Consider the following 21,338-nt stretch of genomic DNA (forward strand, 5'->3'; position numbering starts at 1 on the left):
GTCCTCAAAGACGCTGCAGTCGGTGATCTTGCGGAGGATAGCCCCGTTCGCGGTAGGAACGAAAACTCTCGCGTGCCGCAAGGCGTATGGCCGGGTCTTCGACAACCACTTCGGCCACGCGGGCGAAGCGTGTGAAAAACGCCGGAATGCTCAGGTCGAGGTTGACCAGCAAGTCCTCGTGAGCGCCCGAGTCGTCGCCCAGTCCCAGCACCACTGGAGCATCGTGATCGCTTTCGGCATCCCCGTGGGGCAAAAACACTTCGCCCCTGAAGCGCCAGAGCCGGGCATCAAGGTCTTCACGCTGCGCGGCATCGCTGCAGTGCAGATAGACCTTGTGACCAAGGCGCCAGGCTTTCTCCGTGAGTTTGCAGGCAAAATCCAGCCGTGCGGCAGGGTCGGCACTGGGCAGGATGTAAAAGTCGACTTGAGTCATGGGCGGTCCGGAACCGGTGGCGTATCGGGGGTGAACCCGATACGTCAGGGTTGTTGTACTTAAACGCCTGCGCGGTCGAGCAGGTATTGGGTCAGCAGCGGAACCGGACGCCCGGTGGCGCCTTTCTCCTTGCCGCCGCTCAGCCAGGCCGTGCCGGCGATGTCCAGGTGCGCCCATTCATAAGCTTTGGTGAAGCGCGACAGGAAACAGGCGGCGGTGATGGTGCCGCCCTTCGGGCCACCGATGTTGGCGATGTCGGCGAACGGGCTGTCCAGTTGTTCCTGGTATTCATCGAACAGCGGCAGTTGCCATGCACGGTCATCAGCCAGTTTGCCTGCGTCGAGCAACTGATTGATCAGCGCATCGTTGTTGCCCAGCAGGCCGGTGGTGTGGCCGCCCAGCGCAACGACGCACGCGCCGGTCAGGGTCGCGATATCGATAACGGCCTGAGGCTTGAAGCGTTCGGCATAGGTCAGGGCATCGCACAGCACCAGACGGCCTTCGGCGTCGGTGTTGAGGATTTCGACCGTCTGGCCGCTCATGGTGGTGACGATGTCGCCCGGGCGCGTGGCGGTGCCGCTTGGCATGTTCTCGGCGCAGGCCAGAATGCACACCAGGTTGATCGGCAGTTTCAGTTCCAGCACGGCACGCAGGGTGCCGAACACACTGGCAGCGCCGCACATGTCGAACTTCATCTCGTCCATGCCGGCAGCAGGCTTGATGCTGATGCCGCCGGTGTCGAAGGTGATGCCTTTACCGACCAGCACGAAGGGCTTGTCGGCTTTCTTGCCGCCCTGATAGTTCATGACGATCAGGCGGGGTGGCTGGGCGCTGCCCTGAGCCACTGCGAGGAATGAACCCATGCCCAGCTCGGCGAGTTTTTTCTCGTCGTGGACTTCCACTTTGAGATTCTTGTGCGCCTTGCCCAATGCCTTGGCTTCTTCGCCCAGGTAGACAGGGTGGCAGATATTCGGCGGCAGGTTGCCCAGGTCGCGGGTCAGTGCCATGCCGGTGGCGATCGCTTGCGCGTGAGCAGCGGCGCGCTCGACATCGGCCACGCTGACCTTGTCGGTCAGCAGGGTGATTTTCTTCAGTGGGCGTGCTTCGGCTTTCTGGGTCTTGAAGCGGTCGAAGACGTATTCGCCATCGGCCAGTGCTTCGACCAGCAGGCGAGCCTTGCCGTAGGTGTCACGGTTTTTCACGGACAGGTCATCGAGCACAATCGCAGCATCGCTGCCGCCCAGGCCTTTGAGGCCGGTCAGGACGCCGCTGACGATTTTCTTCAGCTGGCGGTCCGACAGATCGCCGTCTTTGCCGGTGCCGATCAACAGCACGCGTTCTGCCTTGATGTTGGGCAGGCCGGACAGCAACAGGCTCTGGCCTGATTTGCCCACCAGGTCGCCGCGCTTCAGGACAGCGGAAATGGCCCCGCCGCTGAGGATGTCGACCGTCTGCGCAGCGCCAACCAGTACACGGCTTTCACTGACGGTGACCACCAGTGTTGCGGTTTTCAAGGTTTCTGGGCTTACGCTTTTAACAACCAATTCCATGTGGGGTCCCCGAATAGGCGATGAGAGTCGCAAATATGAATGATGAACGCAGCATGGCCTGAGTGTTTCAAGGGCGACGCCTGCGATAAGCCTTGCAGTTTGACCCCGCTGCACGACTGCTGACAACCCCGTAGAGCCGCCTGCTTTGCCTGTATGTGCGAACTATCCCCGGTGCGCAGTGACAGAAACATACATTCACAGGATAATGCCGCATATTTTTTGATGCCCACGCCCTCTGCCGGCGTGAATGTCTGGTTGCCGTGGCTCACAATTTTCCCTGTTTGGCTGCCTGAGCCTGACAACTCTGGAGTGTCTGGTTTGATTGTCTTCCGTTATCTGTCCCGAGAAGTGCTGCTTACCCTGAGCGCAATCAGCGCCGTGCTGCTGGTGTTTATCATGAGCGGGCGCTTCATCAAGTACCTGGCGCAAGCCGCTTCCGGTGCGCTTGATCCGGGTGTGCTGTTCATGATCATGGGCTTCCGCCTGCCGGGCTTTCTGCAGGTGATCCTGCCGCTGGGCCTGTTCCTTGGCATCCTGATGGCTTACGGCCGTATGTACCTGGAAAGCGAAATGACCGTGCTGGCCGCAACCGGCATGAGCCAGCAGCGCCTGCTTGCCATGAGCATGGGGCCGGCTGTGCTGGTCGGTCTGCTGGTCGCCTGGCTGAGCTTCAGCCTGGCTCCGCAGGGCGCTACCCAGTTTTCGCTGCTGATCAATCAGCAGGACGCCATGACCGAGTTCGATACGCTGGTGCCGGGTCGTTTCCAGGCGTTACGCGACGGTACGCGGATTACCTACACCAAAGAGCTGTCGGAAGACCGTTCGCAACTGGGTGGCGTTTTCATCTCCGAAAAGCGCATGTCCAGTGACAAGAGCAAGGACAACGGCATCACCGTGCTGGTCGCCGAGAAGGGGCACCAGGAAGTCCAGCCCAATGGCAGCCGCTTCCTGATCCTTGAAAACGGCTACCGCTACGACGGCAACCCGGGCGCCGCCGATTACCGTGTGGTCAAGTACGACACGTACGGGGCGGCGTTGCCCAAGCCTGAAATCAGCGAAGAAATCACCGACCGCGAGGCGATCCCGACCAGCGAGCTGTTCGGCAGCAACACGCCGCGCAATGTTGCCGAGCTGCAGTGGCGCATTTCATTGCCGCTGTCAGTGTTCATCGTGACGTTGATGGCGATTCCGCTGTCGCGGGTCAATCCGCGTCAGGGTCGCTACCTGAAACTGCTGCCGGCCATCCTGCTGTACATGTCCTATCTGGCCATTCTGATCTCGGTGCGCAGTTCGCTGGAGAAGGGCAAGCTGCCCCTCAGCCTGGGCATGTGGTGGGTTCACGGCATTTACCTGTGCATCGGTCTGTTGTTGTTCTATTGGGAGCCTCTGCGTCTGAAGATGGCGAGTCGTCGTAGCGTCACGGAGGTGACTCGTGGTCAAGCTTGATCGTTACATCGGTAAAAGCGTATTTCTGGCGATCCTCGCGGTTCTGGGGATCATTCTGGGACTGGTCTCGCTGTTCGCCTTCATTGACGAGATGGGCGACATCAATGACACCTACACACTGGTGGACGCCCTCAGCTACGTCATGATGACCGCACCGCGGCGCGTCTATGACACGCTGCCGATGGCGGCCCTGATCGGCTGCCTGATCGGCCTGGGCTCGTTGGCCAGCAGCAGCGAACTGACCATCATGCGCGCCGCAGGCGTGTCCATCGGGCGCATCGTCTGGGCGGTCATGAAGCCAATGCTCTTCCTGATGGTCGCCGGTGTGCTGGTCGGTGAATACGTGGCGCCCTACGCTGAAAACCAGGCGCAGGCAGCCCGTTCGCTGGCCCAGGGTTCGGGTGACGCCCAGAGCGCCAGGCACGGCCTGTGGCATCGTCAGGGTGACGAGTTCATCCACATCAACACCGTGCAGCCCAATGGCCTGATGCTGGGCGTGACGCGCTATCGTTTCGATGATCAGCGCCACATGCTGACCTCGAGCTTTGCCAAAGAGGCGCATTTCAAGACCGATTACTGGGAATTGAAGGACGTCAGCACCACGCATTTCAATGACGGCAGCACGGAAGTCATCAATACACCGGAAGAGCGCTGGGATGTGTCGCTGAGCCCGCAACTGTTGAGCACGGTGATCATGCCGCCCGAGTCGCTGTCGATCAGCGGGCTCTGGAGCTACGCCCATTATCTGGCCGATCAGGGGCTGAGCAATGGCCGTTACTGGCTGGCGTTCTGGACCAAGGTCTTGCAGCCCGCAGTGACTGTGGCGCTGGTGCTGATGGCGATCTCGTTCATCTTCGGCCCGCTGCGCTCGGTCACCTTGGGGCAGCGTGTGTTCACGGGGGTTGTGGTCGGTTTCACCTTCCGCATCATCCAGGACCTGCTCGGTCCGTCGAGCCTGTTGTTCGGCTTCCCTCCATTGCTGGCGGTGCTGCTGCCTGCGGCGGCTTGTGCGCTGGCCGGGGTGCTGTTGTTGCGCCGCGCCGGGTAACGTGTCGCCGGATTGAAAAAGCCGACCTTGAGTCGGCTTTTTCATGGGCGCTCGCTGTACGGTTCGACAACGGATGCGGCCTTCGAACAGGCGCAAAAAAGCCCCTGGCAGCGATGCCAGAGGCTTTGGTGTGCAACCGGAGTCCGGGGTGTTTAGCCTTCGGCCTGAACTTCGTCGGCTTGCAGGCCTTTTTGACCTTGCACGGCAACGAAGGTCACTTTCTGGCCTTCTTTCAGGCTCTTGAAGCCGTTGCCCTGAATGGCGCGGAAGTGTACGAACAGGTCTGGACCGCTCTCAGGCGTAATGAAACCAAAACCTTTCTCGTCGTTAAACCACTTGACGGTACCGCTCTGACGTTCAGCCATTATCTTAATTCCTTTGACGCTTCATTAGTGACAGCCTCTCTCGCACGAAAGAGGACTGGGGCTGGTTGCAGGAAGTAAGAAACGTAGAGCGGGTTGTAGCAAACCTAGAGCTACTGCCCAGGCCCAGATTCAGCGACCCATGCAAACACAGTTCGGAAACTCTACGCCAACTCTCGTTACAAAAACAAGCCCCTGCTGTTTCACCGTCTGACACCCCTGTTTCCGGGGGCTTTGGCGCAGTCAGGCTCGCCTTCACTCATACAGTGCAACCCCGGAGGCGATATAACATTTTGCACTTTATAGGTGCATATTTTGCATATGGATTGCACTGTTTCCGGCTGACGCACGTCGCAGGAAACAGTGATTCTGTTGGCAGGTATAAGGCTGTTTTTTTGACGCCTTTATTTAGCCGCGGAAGTAACGTTGCGCAACAAAGGGCATGGGGGTGACCCGCATTGGCACTTTCTTGCCGCGCACCATTGCCCAGACAAGTGTCTCCAGCGCGGTGTAATCGTTGTGCAGATAAGCCATTGCCAAGGGGCCGCCGAGGCTCGGGCCAAAGCCGCCGCTGCACACGGTGCCGATAACGTTATCCTGCGCGTCGACAACCTCTGTGCCTTCGCGCACCGGGGTGCGTTCCTGGGGCAGCAGGCCGACGCGTTTTTTATCCACGCCGGTGCGTTGCTGAGCAAAAATCAGCTCGGCTCCCGGAAATCCTCCGGCGCGTGCGCCATCAGCGCGTCGCACTTTCGATATCGCCCAGAGCAGGCTGGCCTGGATCGGCGTGGTTGTCGTGTCCATGTCATGACCGTACAGGCACAGGCCTGCTTCCAGGCGCAACGAATCACGTGCGCCCAGGCCAATCGGCGCCACTTCCGGCTCGTCCAGCAAGCGGCGCGCCAAGGCTTCAGCGTGCTCCGCAGGCACCGAAATTTCGTAGCCATCTTCGCCTGTGTAGCCCGAGCGGCTGACGTAGCACTGAACGCCCAGCAGCATGACGCTGGTGAACTGCATGAAGGTCATGCCTGCGACCTCGGGTGCAAGGCGTGCCAGCACGGTCACTGCGGCCGGACCTTGCAGTGCGAGCAGGGCGCGTTCTTCAAACAACGGTTCGATCTGGCAATGACCTGCCAGGTGCTTGCGCAGGTGAGCGAGGTCCTGATCCTTGCACGCAGCGTTGACCACCAGCATCAGTTGATCGTTGCCGAGATTGGCAACCATCAGGTCATCGAGAATGCCGCCCGTCTCGTGGGTGAACATTGCGTAGCGTTGCATGCCGACCGGCAAATCAATGATGTCCACCGGCACCAGGGTTTCCAGCGCTTTGGCAGCCTCTGCACCGCTCAGGCGAATCTGCCCCATGTGCGAGACATCGAACAGCCCGGCCTGCGCGCGGGTGTGCAAGTGTTCTTTCATCACACCCGCCGGATATTGCACGGGCATGTCGTAACCGGCGAAAGGCACCATTTTGGCGCCGAGTTCGCGGTGCAGGGCGTGCAATGGAGTCGTCAGCAGCTTCTCTGTGGACATATTCAATTCCTTATTGGCGAGCCATGTCGCGCTGCCGTCCTGTGCCAGGACAAATGGCACAGGACGGCAGCGGGCGATCAGGCTTCCTGGTAGCTCTCGATGGACGGGCAGGCGCAGACCAGATTGCGGTCGCCGAAGACGTTGTCGACACGCCCGACCGGAGGCCAGTATTTGTTCTCGATCAGCGAATCGACCGGGTACACGGCCTGTTCGCGGCTGTAAGGGTGGCTCCACTGGCCGACGATTTCAGCTGCGGTATGGGGCGCGTTCTTCAGCGGGTTGTCGTCTTTGTCCAGCGTGCCGTTCTCGACCGCGCGGATTTCTTCACGGATCTTGATCATGGCGTCGCAGAACCGGTCTAGTTCTTCTCGGGACTCGCTTTCGGTCGGCTCGATCATCAACGTTCCGGCAACCGGGAACGACATGGTCGGGGCATGGAAACCGAAGTCGATCAGGCGCTTGGCCACGTCATCGACACTGATGCCGCTGCTGTCTTTGATCGGACGCAGGTCAAGGATGCATTCGTGGGCAACCAGACCATTGGTCCCGATGTACAGCACCGGGTAGTGTTCTTCCAGGCGACGCGAAATGTAGTTGGCGTTGAGAATCGCCAGTTGCGAAGCGCGCTTGAGGCCTTCGCCGCCCATCATGCGAATGTACATCCAGGTGATCGGCAGAATGCTGGCACTGCCGAATGGCGCAGCGCAGACCGCGCCTTCCTTGCGCGCCATGCGCGCGTGGCCGGGCATGTAGGGTGCGAGGTGCGACTTCACGCCGATCGGGCCAACGCCGGGGCCGCCGCCGCCGTGGGGGATGCAGAAGGTTTTGTGCAGGTTGAGGTGAGACACGTCGCCGCCGAACTTGCCCGGCGCACAGAGGCCCACCATCGCGTTCATGTTGGCACCGTCGATGTAGACCTGGCCGCCGTTGTCATGAACGATGCCGCAGATCTCGCGGATGCCTTCTTCGAATACGCCGTGGGTCGACGGGTAGGTGATCATGATGGCTGCCAGCTGATCGCGGTGCTGAACAGCCTTGGCGCGCAGGTCTTCGATATCCACGTTGCCGCGTGCATCGCAGGCCGTCACCACCACGCGCATACCGGCCATGTTGGCGGTGGCGGGGTTGGTGCCGTGGGCTGACGAGGGGATCAGGCAGATATCGCGGTGTTCATCGCCGCGGCTCTGATGGTAGGCGCGGATCGCCAGCAGGCCTGCGTATTCGCCTTGAGAACCGGCATTGGGTTGCAGCGAAATAGCGTCATAACCGGTGGCCGCGCAGAGCATGGCTTCCAGCTCGTCGGTCAATTGCTGGTAACCGGCGCTTTGCTCGGCCGGGGCGAACGGGTGCAGGTTGCCGAACTCGGCCCAGGTCACCGGGATCATTTCGCTGGCAGCGTTCAGCTTCATGGTGCATGAGCCCAGCGGAATCATGGTGCGGTCCAGCGCCAGGTCCTTGTCGGCCAGCTTGCGCAGGTAGCGCATCAGTTCGGTTTCAGAGTGGTAGCGGTTGAACACCGGGTGACTGAGGATGGCCGACTCGCGCAGCAGGCCCGCAGGCAGGCGCGACTGGGCGCTGTCCGCCAGTGCGGCGAAGTCCGGAGTGTTCTGACCGTCGCCGGCGAAGATTTCCCACAGTGCTTCGACGGCCGACTGCGACGCGGTTTCGTCGAGCGACAGGCCCAGGCGCTGGTCGTCGATCTCGCGCAGGTTGATGTGGCGGGCGCGGGCGGCAGCGTGCAATGCAGCGGTCTTGCTGCCGGTGTGCAAGGTCAGGCTGTCGAAGAAGAAGGCTTGCTCGGCTTTCAGGCCCAACTGGCTCAGGCCTTCGGCCAGAATCACCGTCAACTGGTGAACCCGGTTGGCAATCTGTGTCAGGCCGCGCGGGCCGTGGTACACGGCGTACATGCTGGCAATGTTGGCCAGCAGCACTTGCGCGGTGCAGATGTTGCTGGTGGCCTTTTCGCGACGAATATGCTGCTCGCGGGTCTGCATGGCCAGGCGCAGTGCCTGCTTGCCGTGACGGTCTACTGACACGCCGACCAGACGGCCCGGCATGTCGCGCTTGAACGCATCGCGTGTCGAGAAGTAGGCCGCATGCGGGCCGCCGAAGCCCAGCGGCACACCGAAGCGCTGGGCGCTGCCGATGGCCACGTCGGCACCGAACTCACCCGGCGGAGTCAGCAAGGTCAGGGCCAGCAAGTCGGCGGCGACAGCCACCAGCGCGTTGGCACTGTGGAAGCGCTCGACCAGCTCGCGGTAATCGAAGATGTCGCCATTGCTGGCCGGGTACTGCAGCAGCGCACCGAAGTAATCACTGACATCGCCCAGCTCGGTTTCGTCAGCCACCACGACCGTGATGCCCAGTGGCTCGGCACGCGTGCGCAAGACATCGAGGGTTTGCGGGTGACAGTGGCTGGAGGCGAAAAACTGCTGACTGCCTTTGTTCTTGCTCAGGCGCTTGCAGAAGGTCATTGCTTCCGCAGCCGCGGTGGCCTCGTCCAGCAATGAGGCATTGGCAATCGGCAGGCCGGTCAGGTCGCTGATCAGCGTCTGGAAATTGAGCAGCGACTCCAGGCGACCTTGGGATATCTCGGGCTGGTAAGGGGTGTACGCGGTGTACCAGGCCGGGTTTTCCAGCAGGTTGCGCAGAATCGGGGCCGGTGTGTGAGTGTTGTAGTAGCCCTGACCGATGTAAGTCTTGAACAACTGGTTCTTGCTGGCGATGGCTTTGATGGACGCCAGCGCATCGGCTTCGCTCTGCCCGGCCGGCAGGTTCAGGACGCTGGTGCCCTTGATGCTTTCCGGGATGACGCTTTCGCTCAGCGCTTCGATGGAGTCGAAACCCAGCGTTTGCAGCATGGCCAGTTCATCGTCGGCGCGCGGGCCGATGTGACGGGCGATGAATTCGTTGGCGGTGGTCAGTTGAATACGGTCAGTCATGGCTCGCTCCTCAGGCTTCGGCGTTGGCTTTGATCAGGCGGTCGTAGGCGTCCTGATCCAGCTGGCCGTGGATGGCATCGGCATCTTGCGGGATGAAGCGAAAGAACCAGCCTGCACCCAAGGCGTCTTCGTTGACCTGTTCCGGTGTGGCATCGAGCGCGGAATTGACCTCGACGACCTCACCGTCCAGCGGCATGTTGATGCTGCTGGCGGCTTTGACTGATTCCACCACAGACACTTCGGCGTGTTGAGTGTAGGTCTGTAATTCCGGGAGTTGCACAAAGACCACGTCGCCCAGCGATTCCTGAGCGTAGGGCGTGATACCGACTGTAATGCTGCCGTCGGTTTCGGCACGCAGCCATTCGTGGTCAACGGTGAATCGCAACTCGCTCATACATACTCCTCGGAAAACAGGGCTCGCGCAGAACGCGAGCAATATGAGTCAATGCTTAGCAATTTAGCGGCCATCTTTTATTTATCGTTTTAAATCAATGGCTTGACTTTATGTTGCGCGATTTTGATGCGATTGGCTGTAGCGAAATCGCTACACGGGTCAGGCTTTTGAAAATGCTTGCCTGATCAAGGCCTTGATACGGGCGGACCCAGGCAGATTGGAATGAAATCGTTACGGTGGAACGATTTCGTTTCGGGCGGGGAGGGTGCATCCAGTCAGCGCTCGCGCGCTGCCGGATGTCCATTCATACGGAGCCTTACGGCTTGGGTGCGGCAGCCGCTACGGAAATATTGCCTGCTTCCCACTGAGACTCACGTGAATTCAAGGCCGCTGCAATAGCCTGAACTTTGGTGGAAGAAAGCTCTGACGGCAGCGGATCAAGACCCGCACTCGCGAAGATCTGACCGTAAGCATTGCGCAGATCGGCGTACGCGAGATCGCGGCGCAGGTCAGCCTGCAGGGTGTTGAGTTCGCCCTGAATCAGATCCAGCTCACCGATGCCGGCGGCCTGATAACGATTACGCAGTTGCCCGACGATCTGGCTGTCGATGTTCGACAACTGCTGGCTGGTTTTGAACTGGCGCAGCGCCTCGTTGTAATTGGCGTTGGCGACGTAGAGCTGGGCCAGCACGGCGATGGACATGGCTTGACGACGCGCGGTTGCGACTTCTTCACCCGCTTTGGCCACGTCGATGGCAGCCGGTGCGGAAAGAACGTTGAACAGGTTCCAGGTGACTTTCACACCCAGATCAGCCCATTTGTCGTTGACCAGAAACGAGTTGCTGTCGTAATGACCGCCCGCCGAGAACTCCAGGCCAGGCAGCATGCGCAGCATGGCCTTGCGGGTTTCGGCGGAACTGATGCGTGTCTGGTAGTCCTGTTCGCGCAGCTCGGGGCGGCTGGCCAGTGCTTCGGTTTCCAGGCGTGCCATATCGACCTTGAGTTCCGGAATCGAGTAATCGTCCGGGGTCGCCAGTTTCAGATCGGTGCCCATCGGCAGATTGATCAGCGTGGCCAGTTCGGTCTTGGCCAGTGACAGCGCCTTGCGTTGTTCTTCCAGCTGGCGCGTGGCCTGAATCAGCGAACGTTGATAACCCAGCGCCTGGACCGGATCCCCCACGCGCTGCTCGCTCATGCTCTGGCTGTTGTCCTGCGCTTTCTCGACGCGGGCCATCAGGTTGTCGATCTGCTTGAGCATGCGCTCGGCGGCCACGGCACGCCAATAGGCTGATCGGACGTCCTGAACGATTGTGTTGATCACCTTGCGGCGTCGTTCCTGAACAATCAGACGCTGATCGCCTTGCTGTTTGGCGCTGATGTAACTGACGCCGAAGTCCAGTACGTTCCACACCATGGTCAGGTCAGCGACCCGCCGGCTGCGATCCTGCGAGGTCGACGGTTCGAGGGACTGGGTGCCGGTCTGAACACTTTCACTGCTGGATGCGCTGACGTTACTGCGTCCGGCATAGCCTGCCGACAGCGCCATGCGCGGCAGCATGTCGAAGCTGGCGAGGTCCAGTTGTCGCTTGGCCAGTGCTTCTTCCATGATTTTCAGGCGCGCTTCAAGGTTGTACTTCACCGCGCGGGCCATGGCTTGATGCAGGGTCAAGGCACCGTTCAGTGGCTCCTGATCCCTGTACATCAGTTGCAGGTCGCTTTTGGCGCGCTGCTCGCTGACGCTTCGGTCGATAGGCTGGCTGGTGACAGCGCAACCGCTCACTACCAGCGCCAGCAGACTGATGCTGAACAACTTCTGACTTCTTTTCATGCTCCGACCGCCCCTAGCTACCGCATTCTTTTTTATGAGCGCCGTACAGGAACGGCGCATTACTAAACCCTGTTTCAGGCTTGCGCTTCACTGACACCGACTTCCCCTAAAGCCCATGCCAGTGCGCGCAGTTTTTCTTGCTCGTTATCGGTGATCTGTTGCAACTGCTGACCCAGGGTCAGCGCGCCGAATCCTGCCTGGATGCTCTGTGACGAGTCCCGCAGGCCGTTGCTGCCAGCGCTGTCGAAGGCGCCCGTTGTCGAGGTGTCCGTCGCAGATTCGCGAGAAAACAGCGTCGACAGCGTGCTGGTGCCGAACACGCTGCCTTCTCCGCTGTTGAAGCCTGTAAAACCGGAGCCTGGCCCGCCGACGCTGCTGGAGTCGAACACCTGGGCAATAAAGCTCGGTGCCAGCGCACGGTTGGTGATGAAGATGTTGCCCACAGGCGGCAGGCCGCCGCCGGTGGTGCGCTGTTCGAACAACGGTGAGAAGCTCAAAGGCGAACCCAGGTTGCCCGTTGGCGGACCGAACAGTGCCGGCTGCAGCGGCAGATTCGGTGTGTTGACCAACGGTGCTGGCGCGTCGACCCGGAACTGCGGGTCTCCCGACAGCGACGTGGTCGTGACGGCGTAGTTGGGCGACAGCGCGATGCCTGTGCCGGCGTTACCCGCCCGATCAGTCACCGTGCTGCTGTCCAGCACAATGAAGTTGCTCGGGTCAGTCACGTTCGCGGTCGGTGTCAGGGTCGCGGTCCAAGTGGTGCCGCCATCGCCGCTGCTCAGGTTGGACAGCGTGCCGTTGGCCACGCTGACGTCCGACAGCGTGAAATTGTTCACCGGCTCGCTGAAAGCGAACGTCACCTGTGATGTCTGACCCGTTACCAGGTTCGGATTGGCAAGGGAGACGGTCGCTGTCGGACGCTGGTTATCGATGCTGTAGTTGCTGGACAGGGCAACGGCTGTACCTGCGTTACCCGCCAGATCGTTGAGCCTGCCGCTGTCCAGAACGATGAAATTGCTGGGCGCAGTGGTGACATTGGCATCCGGCGTCAGGGTCGCGGTCCAGGTGAGGCCGCCGTTGCTGCTGCTCAGGCTGGACAGCGTGCCATTGCCTACGCTGATGTCCGAGAGGTCGAAATTGGTCACTGGCTCGCTGAAGGCAAAGGTCACCAGCGAAGTCTGACCGATGGCCAGGTTCGGATTGGCGACGGTAATGGTCGCCGTGGGGCGCTGAGTGTCGATGGCGTAGTTGTTCGATGCCGTGGTGCCGCTGCCGGTGTTGCCCGATGCATCGGCGATGCCGGTGTTATCCAGCGTGATCAGGTTGGTCGCATCGGTCACGTTTGCATTGGGCGTGAAGGTGGCGGTCCAGGTGATACCGCCGTCGTTGCTGCTGACCGTGCTCAGCGTGCCGTTGGCGACGGTCAGGTCGGCATTGCTGAAACCGTTGACCGCTTCGCTGAAGGTGATGGTCACCTGTGACGTTTCGCCTGCCGACAGGGCGCTGTCCGCAATAACAACGCTGGCGGTTGGCCGGGCCAGATCAATGCCGTAACTATTGGACTGGGTCGTGCCACTGCCTGCGTTGCCGGCCAGATCCGCGACGCCACTGTTATCGAGCGTCACGGCATTATTGCTGCTGGTGGTGCCTGCGTTCGGGGTGAGCGTTGCGGTCCAGGTGATACCGCCGTCGCTGCTGCTGACGGCGCTCAATGTGCCGTTGGCGACGGTCAGGTCGGCGTTGGTGAAACCGCTGACCGCCTCGCTGAAGGTGATGGTCACCTGCGAGGTTTCACCGATGGCCAACGCATTGTCAGCGACCACGATGGTCGCCGTCGGGCGCTGAGTGTCGATGGTGTAGTTGTTCGATGCCGTGGTGCCGCTGCCGGTGTTGCCCGCAGCATTGGTAACGCCGCTGTTATCCAGCGTGATCAGGTTGCTCGCATCGGTCACGTTTGCAGTTGGTGTGAAGGTCGCGGTCCAGGTGATGCCACCGTCGTTGCTGCTGACTGTGCTCAATGTGCCGTTGGCGACGGTCAGGTCGGCATTGCTGAAGCCGTTGACGGCCTGGCTGAACGTGAACGTGACCAGAGACGTCTCGCCTGCGGACAAGGCATTGTCGGCCATCGCGATGGTGGCGGAAGGTCTGGTCGTGTCGACGGTGAAACTGCCCGAACTGATAATGCCGCTGCCGGCGTTACCCGCCAGGTCAGTGACACCGGCGCTGTTCAGGCTGATCTGCCCGGTGCTGGCATTCACGTTGGCGCCGGGTGTGAACGTCGCGGTCCAGGTGATACCGCCGTCGTTGCTGCTGACGGCGCTCAAGGTGCCGTTCGGTACGCTCAGATCGCTGTTATCGAAACCGCTGACCGCCTCATTGAACGTGATCGTGACCAGTGAGGTCTCACCGGCGCCCAGCGCACTGTCCGCGACCACGATGCTGGCGGTCGGGCGTGACGAGTCGATGGCGTAATTGTTGGACAGGGTCAGGCCGCTGCCGGCGTTACCTGCCAGGTCAGTCACACCGGCATTGTTCAGGGCTATCGAATTGCTGGCGCTGGTGGTGCCTGCGGTCGGGGTCAGCGTCGCGGTCCAGGTGATGCCGCCGTCGCTGCTGCTGACCGCGCTCAGGGTACCGTTGCTGATGTTCAGGTCTGCGTTGGTGAAACCGCTGACCGCTTCGTTGAAGGTGATGGTCACCTGCGAGGTTTCACCGATGGCCAGCGCATTGTCGGCCACCAAAATGGTCGCCGTCGGGCGCTGGGTGTCGATGGCATAGTTGTTCGATGCCGTGACGCCGCTGCCGGTGTTGCCTGAGGCATTGGTGAACCCGGTGTTGTCCAGGGTCACGAGGTTGCTCGTATCGGTGACGTTCGCCGTTGGCGTGAAGGTCGCGGTCCAGGTGATGCCGCCGTCGCTGCTGCTGACTGCGCTCAGCGTCCCGTTCTCGACCGTCAGGTCTGCGTTGTTGAAACCGCTGACCGCTTCGCTGAAGGTAATGGTCACCAACGAGGTTTCACCCACCGACAGCGCATTGTCAGCAACCACGACAGTGGCCGTCGGCTGGTTGGTGTCGATGCTGTAATTGTTGGAGGTGGTGACGCCGCTTCCGGTGTTGCCCGCCAGGTCCGCCACGCCGGCGTTGTTCAGCGTGATCAGGTTGATGCTGTCGGCGACATTGAGGGTCGGCGTGAAGGTGGCGGTCCAGGTGATACCGCCGTCGCTGCTGCTGACCGCGCTCAACGTCCCGTTTTCAACGCTCAGGTCTGCGTTGTTGAAGCCGCTGACGGCCTCGCTGAAGGTGATGGTCACTAGCGAGGTTTCGCCCACAGACAACGCGCTGTCCGCAACCACGATGCTGGCGGTCGGGCGTGCCGTGTCGATGGCGTAATTGTTGGAGACGGTCAGCCCGGTGCCTGCGTTTCCTGCCTGATCAGTGACACCCGCGTTGTTCAGGGTCACCAGATTGCTGCTGTCTGTGACACCCGTTGACGGCGTGAGCGTTGCCGTCCAGGTCAGGCCTCCGTCGCTGCTGCTCACCGCACTCAACGTACCGTTGGCCACTACGAGGTCGGCATTGCTGAAACCGCTGACCGCTTCGCTGAAGGTGACGGTCACCAGCGACGTTTCACCGATGGCCAGCGCGTTGTCGGCCACCACAATGCTGGCCGTCGGGCGCAGGGTGTCGATGGCGTAGTTGTTCGAGGAGGTGACACCACTGCCGGTCACGCCCGAGCCGTTGGTGAAGCCGGTGTTGTCCAGGGTGATCAGGTTGCTTGCGTCGGTCACGTTTGCGGTCGGCGTGAAGGTCGCCGTCCAGGTGATACCGCCGTCACTGCTGCTGACGGTGCTCAACGTACCGTTCTCGACCGTCAGGTCGGCATTGTTGAAGCCGATGACCGCTTCGCTGAAGGTGATGGTGACCAGCGAGGTTTCGCCCACAGACAACGCGCTGTCGGCGACCACGACGGTGGCGGTCGGCTGCTGAGTGGCAATGGTGAAATTGCCGGAATCGGTCGTGCCGCTGCCGATATTGCCTGCCAGATCGGTCACGCCCGTGTTGTTCAGCGTGATCACGTTCGTGGTATCGGCGACATTGGCATTTGGCGTGTAGGTCGCGGTCCAGGTGATACCGCCGTCGCTGCTGCTCACAGCGCTCAAGGTGCCATTGGGTACGCTCAGGTCGGCGTTGGTAAAGCCGACAACGGCCTCGCTGAAGGTGACGGTCACCAGTGAGGTTTCACCTGCGGTCAAGGCATTGTCCGACATTGTGATACTGGCAGTCGGGCGTACCGTGTCGATGGCGTAATTGTTCGACGTGCTCAGGCCGCTGCCGGCGTTGCCCGCCAGATCGGTGACGCCGCCGTTGTTCAGATTCACCGAATTGCTGTTGCTGTTGACCCCTGTGGTCGGCGTCAGGGTGGCGGTCCAGGTGATGCCGCCATCGCTGCTGCTGACCGTACTCAGTGTGCCGTTGCTGATGCTCAGGTCGGCATTGGTGAAACCGCTGACCGCTTCGCTGAAGGTGATGGTCACCAGCGACGTTTCACCAATGCCCAGCGCGTTGTCGGCCACCACAATGCTGGCCGTCGGGCGCTGAGTGTCGATGGCATAGTTGTTGGAACTGATGGTGCCAGTGCCTGCGTTGCCGGAAGCGTTGGCGACGCCGCTTGCATTGAGCGTGATCAGGTTGGTGGTATCGGTCACGTTGGCGGTTGGCGTGAGGGTCGCGGTCCAGGTGATGCCACCGTCGCTGCTGCTCACGGCGCTCAAGGTGCCATTGGCGATGGTCAGGTCGGCGTTGGTGAAGCCGCTGACGGCTTCGCTGAAGGTAATGGTGACCAGCGAGGTTTCGCCAGCAGAAAGGGTGCTGTCGGCCACGACCACGGTAGCGCTCGGGCGCACAGTATTGATGGTGAAGTTGCCCGAGTTGCTGGTGCCGGAGCCTGCGTTACCGGCCAGATCAGCCACGCCAGCGTTATTCAGGCTGATCAGGTTGGTGGTGTCACTTACGTTGTTATTCGGCGTGTAGGTCGCCGTCCAGGTGACGCCACCGTCGCTGCTGGTGACGGTGCTCAAGGTGCCGTTGGGCACCGTCAGGTCGGCATTGGTGAAACCGCTGACGGCCTCGCTGAAGGTAATGGTGACCAGCGAGGTTTCACCCGCCGTGAGGTTGGCGTCCGCTACCAGAATGTTTGCAGTCGGGCGCTGGGTATCGATGGCGTAATTGTTCGAGTCTGTGGTGCCCGCCCCGGTATTGCCCGCCGCATCGGTCACCTCTGTGTTGGCCAGAGTAATGACGTTGGTGCTGTCGGTAATGTTGTTGGTCGGGGTGAACGTCGCGGTCCAGACAATGTTGTTGCTGGTGGTCACGGTACTCAGGGTGCCATTGACAACGGTCAGGTCCGCGTTGGTGAAACCCGTCACCGCTTCGCTGAAGGTAATGGTGACCTGCGAGGTTTCACCGATGCTCAGCGCGTTGTCGGCCAGCACAATGCTTGCGGTCGGGCGCGCTGTGTCGATGGCGTAGTTGTTGGACGTGGCAGCGCCTGAGCCGGTGTTTCCGGACAGGTCCTGCACGCCTGCCCGGTTGAGGCTGATCTGGTTGGCGGTGCTGGTCAGGTTGGCGGTCGGCGTCAGGGTGGCGGTCCAGGTTTTGCCGCCGTCACTGCTGCTCACAGCGGTCAATGTGCCGTTGGCCACTGTGAGGTCGGCATTGTCGAAGCCGGTGACCACTTCACTGAACGTAATGGTGACCAGTGATGTTTCATCCGCCGCCAGTGCGGTGTCTGCTACCACAACAGTCACTGTCGGCGGAACGGTGTCGGACACTGCGTAGTTGTTGGAGGTCACTGTCCCGGTGCCGATATTGCCGGCAGAGTCCTGCACTGCCGATAACGACAGGCTGATGGCATCGGAGCTGTCGGAGGTATCGCTGGAGGCCGTAAAAGTGGCTGTCCAGGTGATGTTGTTGGTGGTCACCAGGTTGCTCAACGTACCGTTGGGCACGGTGATTTCGGAGATTTCCAGGCCGAAGACCGGCTCGCTGAACGTGAAGGTGACCAGCGATGTGCCGCCCGAACTCAGCGACGTATTGGCAATCACGATGCTGGTGCCCGTTGGTGCAGTCGTGTCAGAGGTATAGGCAGCGTTGAGCGTGCCGCCGTCGTTGAAGATGTCATTGACGGCGTTAGGCGAGGTGCCATTGGTGCCGCCGCTGGTCGCTTGTCCGCCAGATCCGCTGCCACCCACGTTGCCGGTCAAGGCCGCGTTGTTGCCGGACGTGATGTTGACTGTGCCTTTGTTCCAGATCGCCCCGATACCACGGCCGCCGTTGCCGCCAATCGTGCCGCCACCGCCGCCGCCACCGCCTGCACCGATGTTGCTGCTGATGGTCGACGTGCCGATGATCGCCAGCGTGCCGGTCGATGCGTTGTAAATGCCGCCGACGGCTGATCCGCCTCTGCCGCCACTGGCGTCAAAGCCCGAACCGCCGCCACCGCCACCGATGGTGCGTCCGCCGCTGGTCGCAGTACCGCCTGCGCCACCGTTGGTGTACCCGGAAGCGCCAACGGCCCCGGCGCCGCCGCCCGCAGAATTGCCGCCCTTACCACTCAGAAAAGCAGGGTCGTATGATGCACCGTCGCCACCGCTATTGGCTGACGGGTCAGTAGGAGTGTAAGCCCCGGCACTGCCACCCGTAGCACCGTTCTGCCCGCCGATGCCGCCGCCACCGCCGCCGCCACCCCCTACGGTGGGCGAGAGGACACCGCCACCACCGCCACCGCCTGCTGCCGCGTTTGCAGTCACCGTGACGTTGCGCAGCGTGAGGTTGCCGGCGTTGTTGATACCGCCGCCCAGCGCATCAGAGGCCGAAATGGCCGAGCCGCTGTTTGCGCCCGCCGTGCTGGCCACGCCTCGGGTGATGATCACGCCGTCGAGTGTGGCCGTCACCCCGGAGTTGACCCGGATGACACTGGTTCTGTTCTGCCCGTCGAGGGTGACGTCGGCGACGCCGTCGTTGTTCAGGTCGCCATCCACGGTGATGTTTTTGCTGACCACCAGCTGGCTTTGCAACGCAACGGTCATGCTGCTCGAAAAGGTCACGATATCGCCGTTCTGGGCATTGGTCAGCGCTTCACGCAAGCTGCCTGCGCCGGTGTTGCTGGTGGAGGTCACGGTGAAGGTTGCCAGCCCCCACTGGTAGGCATCCATCGACTGTTGCGAGAGGGCGCTGACGCTTTCGATGTTGCCGGTGGCAATCTCCAGATCCCAGTCGCCACCCACCCCGGTGCGGTTGGTGGACGCCGCAACGTCTCGGCCGGTGAGGGTGGCCAGCGAGTCGACAAAGCTCAGGCCGGTGTCGCCCTCGGCGGTGTTGCAGGCGTAAATCAGAATATCGCCGCCGGCGTTCATGTCATTGCCGATTTCGGCCAGCAGAGCGCTGCGCTGCGCGATGTTGTCAGCAGAAACATAACTGTTGCCCAGCCACAGGTCGCCGGCGTTACCGTGCGCAATGATCTGCACCGAGCTGACGCCCTGATGGGATTCAAGGTAATCGGCAATCTGTTGCAGGCCATCTTTGGTGGCGTCCAGTTCGACCACTTGTGCGCCAGGTGCAACGCCCGCCAGCAGGCTGGCCGAGTCCTTCACCCGTGAGTCGACAAACACAACGGTGGTGCCGGGCACCGCAGCAGGCGTGACGGCAACGTCCGAAGAGGCCTGCCCTTGCGCGTGATGGTCGGTGGCACTGTTGGCCTGTTCGGCACTCTTGGCCGACGCGTCCGGCGTCGGCTGGCTGTCCGGCTGGGTCGCTTCAGCCACGGTGGCCGCGACCGCACCGTCGAACAGCATGCGCGGCTCGAGCGACATGATCATGGGGGAAACGGGGGAGGTTGCACTCGACGGTGCCCGCGTTGCAGTCCGCGACTTTTGTTTATTCCACCACATGCGGCTCACCAGAGATCGAACATTAGGACTGATAAAACCGCGATCAATTGACCACGGCGTCTGATTTCATGCGGATGACATTGGCTGCGCTGGCAGACCCGTCATTCCAGAACGACAACGTTGAATACTGCTCGAACAGGTCTGGCGGCAGGATCGTGGGCCTTGTTTCCAGCGCAATGCGCGGCTTGACCTTGTGCAGGCCGGAGACGCCCAGTGCGTCATCGAACTGCGGGGCGTCATAAGCGAGGTTGTTGAAGTCGTGTTCAAACCACGGCTCTTCAATGAAGTCGTAGACCAGCCTGATGACGCGGTCCGGGGCCTGGGACAGCAGTTCGTAATCGATCAACAGGATCGAGTCGGCATGTTCGCCGTAATAGGCTTCCTTGAGCGATGCCCAGGCAAAGCCCACCAGGCGGTTGCGTTGCGCCAGCGTCTCGACCCGGCTGTAAACCGTGTTGCGCTCGACGTCATCGTTGAACAGCTTGGTGTTTTCGAAAGGGTTGGCGCGGTACAGGCGTTCAATGCTGTCCATCACCCAGGCGACATTGCGTACGCAGGCAATCATTTTGCTCTGCGGGAACAGGTCCATGAGCGCGGGCAGTCGCGAGCTCCAGCCGCGGTTTGTATCGAATACGACGTCTTTGTCGGCCTTGTCGGCGTAATAGGATTCAAAAATCCCACGCAACAAGCGGCGACGCACGTCGGTATTGATCACTGAGGAGAATTCACTGCCCGCGCTGCACTGGCCCAGAACGCTGGAAAACAATGAACCGACAGGGCTGCTCATGCCGGCATGAAAGCGCGGGTTTTGCAGAAGAATGGCCGAAAGCAGGGTGGACCCTGATCGTGGCAGCCCTGCGATAAAGTGAAATTTTTGCATCCTTGCGCCCCGGAAAACAACGGTTCATATCAGTGTTCGAGCCGTGTAACACAATGCAGTTATATGCCAAGAGTTCGACACAAGTCCGCATGTCTTTAGGCCATCAGCGAAGAAAAAAGCGGATGAAGCAGCCGTCTGCCCGGTTTTATTGGGTCATGTCGCGGTTGAAATGATGATTATCAGATGAACGGTAATGAACTTTTTGACAGGTAACAGCCCAGCGTCACTGGATGTGCGATCAATAACGGCGCAGTGCGAAAACAATCACACCTTGAAAACTGCGTCTACGCTCTCACGTGGCCACTCGGGACAGTGCCCGGATGGATCGACTTTTCCCATGACATGACATAAGAAGGATGAGGGCGTATGGAAGTTTTTATGGGTTCAATCATGATGTTTGGTTTTGATTTTGCACCTTCAGGCTGGGCGCAATGCAACGGACAAACATTGAACATCAACCAGTATCAGGCCTTGTATTCACTGTTGGGGGGCACGTACGGAGGTAACGGTTCGTCAACCTTCATGGTGCCCAATTTGCAGGGTCGGGTGCCGGTCAATCAGGGCTCCGGCACCAACCTCACTCCGCGTGTGATGGGCGCTGCTTCAGGGGTTGAGAAGGTAACGGTAGCCATCGCCAACATGCCTGCTCATGTACACGCACTGAGCACGCTGACAGCGACCACCACGATTAATCTGGCCAACCCGGCAGTCACCGGGGCGACCATTGCGCCAACCACCGACAATGCGTTTATAGGCGCTTCCACCTCCGGGCCAATGTCCGCCAATATATTCTCGCCCAGTGCCGGAACAACGCCTGTCGTGCAAAAAGGTGTCACCACCGCCGTCAGTGGAACCATGCAGTCCGTTGGCGGAAGCTTGCCTCTCGACAGCATGAATCCTTTTCTGGTCGTGAACTTCAGCATTGCCTTGCAAGGGATTTATCCAAGCCGGAGTTGAGTTGTTCGCGCCCAGG

The 21,338-nt window shown here is 60.8% G+C and carries 12 protein-coding genes; 3 read left to right on the forward strand and 9 right to left on the reverse strand.

The genetic code is table 11. From position 1 onward, the window contains the following. Positions 1-4: 4 nt before the first annotated feature. Positions 5-433: a DNA polymerase III subunit chi gene (locus tag BW686_RS11275; protein WP_084916639.1), complete on the reverse strand. Its 429-nt coding sequence runs from the start codon at positions 431-433 to the stop codon at positions 5-7. Positions 434-492: 59 nt separating this feature from the next. Then, positions 493-1,983 carry a leucyl aminopeptidase gene (locus tag BW686_RS11280; protein WP_084916642.1) on the reverse strand — a complete coding sequence of 497 codons (1,491 nt, stop codon included), beginning with the start codon at positions 1,981-1,983 and terminating at the stop codon, positions 493-495. A 318-nt stretch (positions 1,984-2,301) separates the two neighbouring features. Between BW686_RS11280 and lptF the strand changes: the two genes are divergently transcribed. Further along, positions 2,302-3,429 (forward strand): LPS export ABC transporter permease LptF, encoded by a 1,128-nt coding sequence (lptF, locus tag BW686_RS11285; protein ID WP_084916644.1) that lies wholly within the window; start codon positions 2,302-2,304, stop codon positions 3,427-3,429. After that, positions 3,416-4,477: an LPS export ABC transporter permease LptG gene (lptG, locus tag BW686_RS11290; protein WP_084916648.1), complete on the forward strand. Its 1,062-nt coding sequence runs from the start codon at positions 3,416-3,418 to the stop codon at positions 4,475-4,477. Before lptF ends, lptG begins: the two co-directional genes overlap by 14 nt. 152 nt (positions 4,478-4,629) lie before the next feature. Here lptG and BW686_RS11295 read toward each other — a convergent pair whose 3' ends face one another. The 7 genes from BW686_RS11295 to BW686_RS11325 all read right to left on the reverse strand — a co-directional run bounded on the left by BW686_RS11295 (position 4,630) and on the right by BW686_RS11325 (position 20,365). Further along, positions 4,630-4,842 carry a cold-shock protein gene (locus BW686_RS11295; protein ID WP_005891387.1) on the reverse strand — a complete coding sequence of 71 codons (213 nt, stop codon included), beginning with the start codon at positions 4,840-4,842 and terminating at the stop codon, positions 4,630-4,632. Positions 4,843-5,247: 405 nt separating this feature from the next. Further along, positions 5,248-6,372 (reverse strand): glycine cleavage system aminomethyltransferase GcvT, encoded by a 1,125-nt coding sequence (gcvT, locus tag BW686_RS11300; protein WP_084916650.1) that lies wholly within the window; start codon positions 6,370-6,372, stop codon positions 5,248-5,250. A 77-nt stretch (positions 6,373-6,449) separates the two neighbouring features. Further along, the gene (gene gcvP, locus BW686_RS11305; RefSeq protein WP_084916653.1) at positions 6,450-9,314 is read right to left on the reverse strand and encodes an aminomethyl-transferring glycine dehydrogenase; all 2,865 of its coding nucleotides are present in this window, start codon (positions 9,312-9,314) and stop codon (positions 6,450-6,452) included. Between the two features lie 10 nt (positions 9,315-9,324). Next, entirely contained in the window at positions 9,325-9,708 is a 384-nt protein-coding gene (gene gcvH / locus BW686_RS11310; RefSeq protein ID WP_084916655.1) for a glycine cleavage system protein GcvH, read from the reverse strand. Between the two features lie 316 nt (positions 9,709-10,024). Beyond that, the gene (locus BW686_RS11315) at positions 10,025-11,518 is read right to left on the reverse strand and encodes a TolC family protein (RefSeq protein ID WP_179149247.1); all 1,494 of its coding nucleotides are present in this window, start codon (positions 11,516-11,518) and stop codon (positions 10,025-10,027) included. A 92-nt stretch (positions 11,519-11,610) separates the two neighbouring features. Next, on the reverse strand, positions 11,611-19,389 hold the full coding sequence (locus BW686_RS11320; RefSeq protein ID WP_084916764.1) for an Ig-like domain-containing protein: 7,779 nt from the start codon (positions 19,387-19,389) through the stop codon (positions 11,611-11,613). Between the two features lie 139 nt (positions 19,390-19,528). Continuing rightward, positions 19,529-20,365, reverse strand: a complete 837-nt coding sequence (locus tag BW686_RS11325) for a sulfotransferase family protein (RefSeq protein ID WP_084916661.1) — start codon at positions 20,363-20,365, stop codon at positions 19,529-19,531. 366 nt (positions 20,366-20,731) lie between these two features. Here BW686_RS11325 and BW686_RS11330 point away from each other — a divergent pair, with 366 nt between their 5' ends. Then, positions 20,732-21,322 carry a phage tail protein gene (locus BW686_RS11330; RefSeq protein ID WP_084916663.1) on the forward strand — a complete coding sequence of 197 codons (591 nt, stop codon included), beginning with the start codon at positions 20,732-20,734 and terminating at the stop codon, positions 21,320-21,322. Positions 21,323-21,338 lie beyond the last annotated feature (16 nt).

It is taken from the genome of Pseudomonas syringae, assembly GCF_002157375.1.
Lineage (GTDB): Bacteria > Pseudomonadota > Gammaproteobacteria > Pseudomonadales > Pseudomonadaceae > Aquipseudomonas > Aquipseudomonas syringae_T.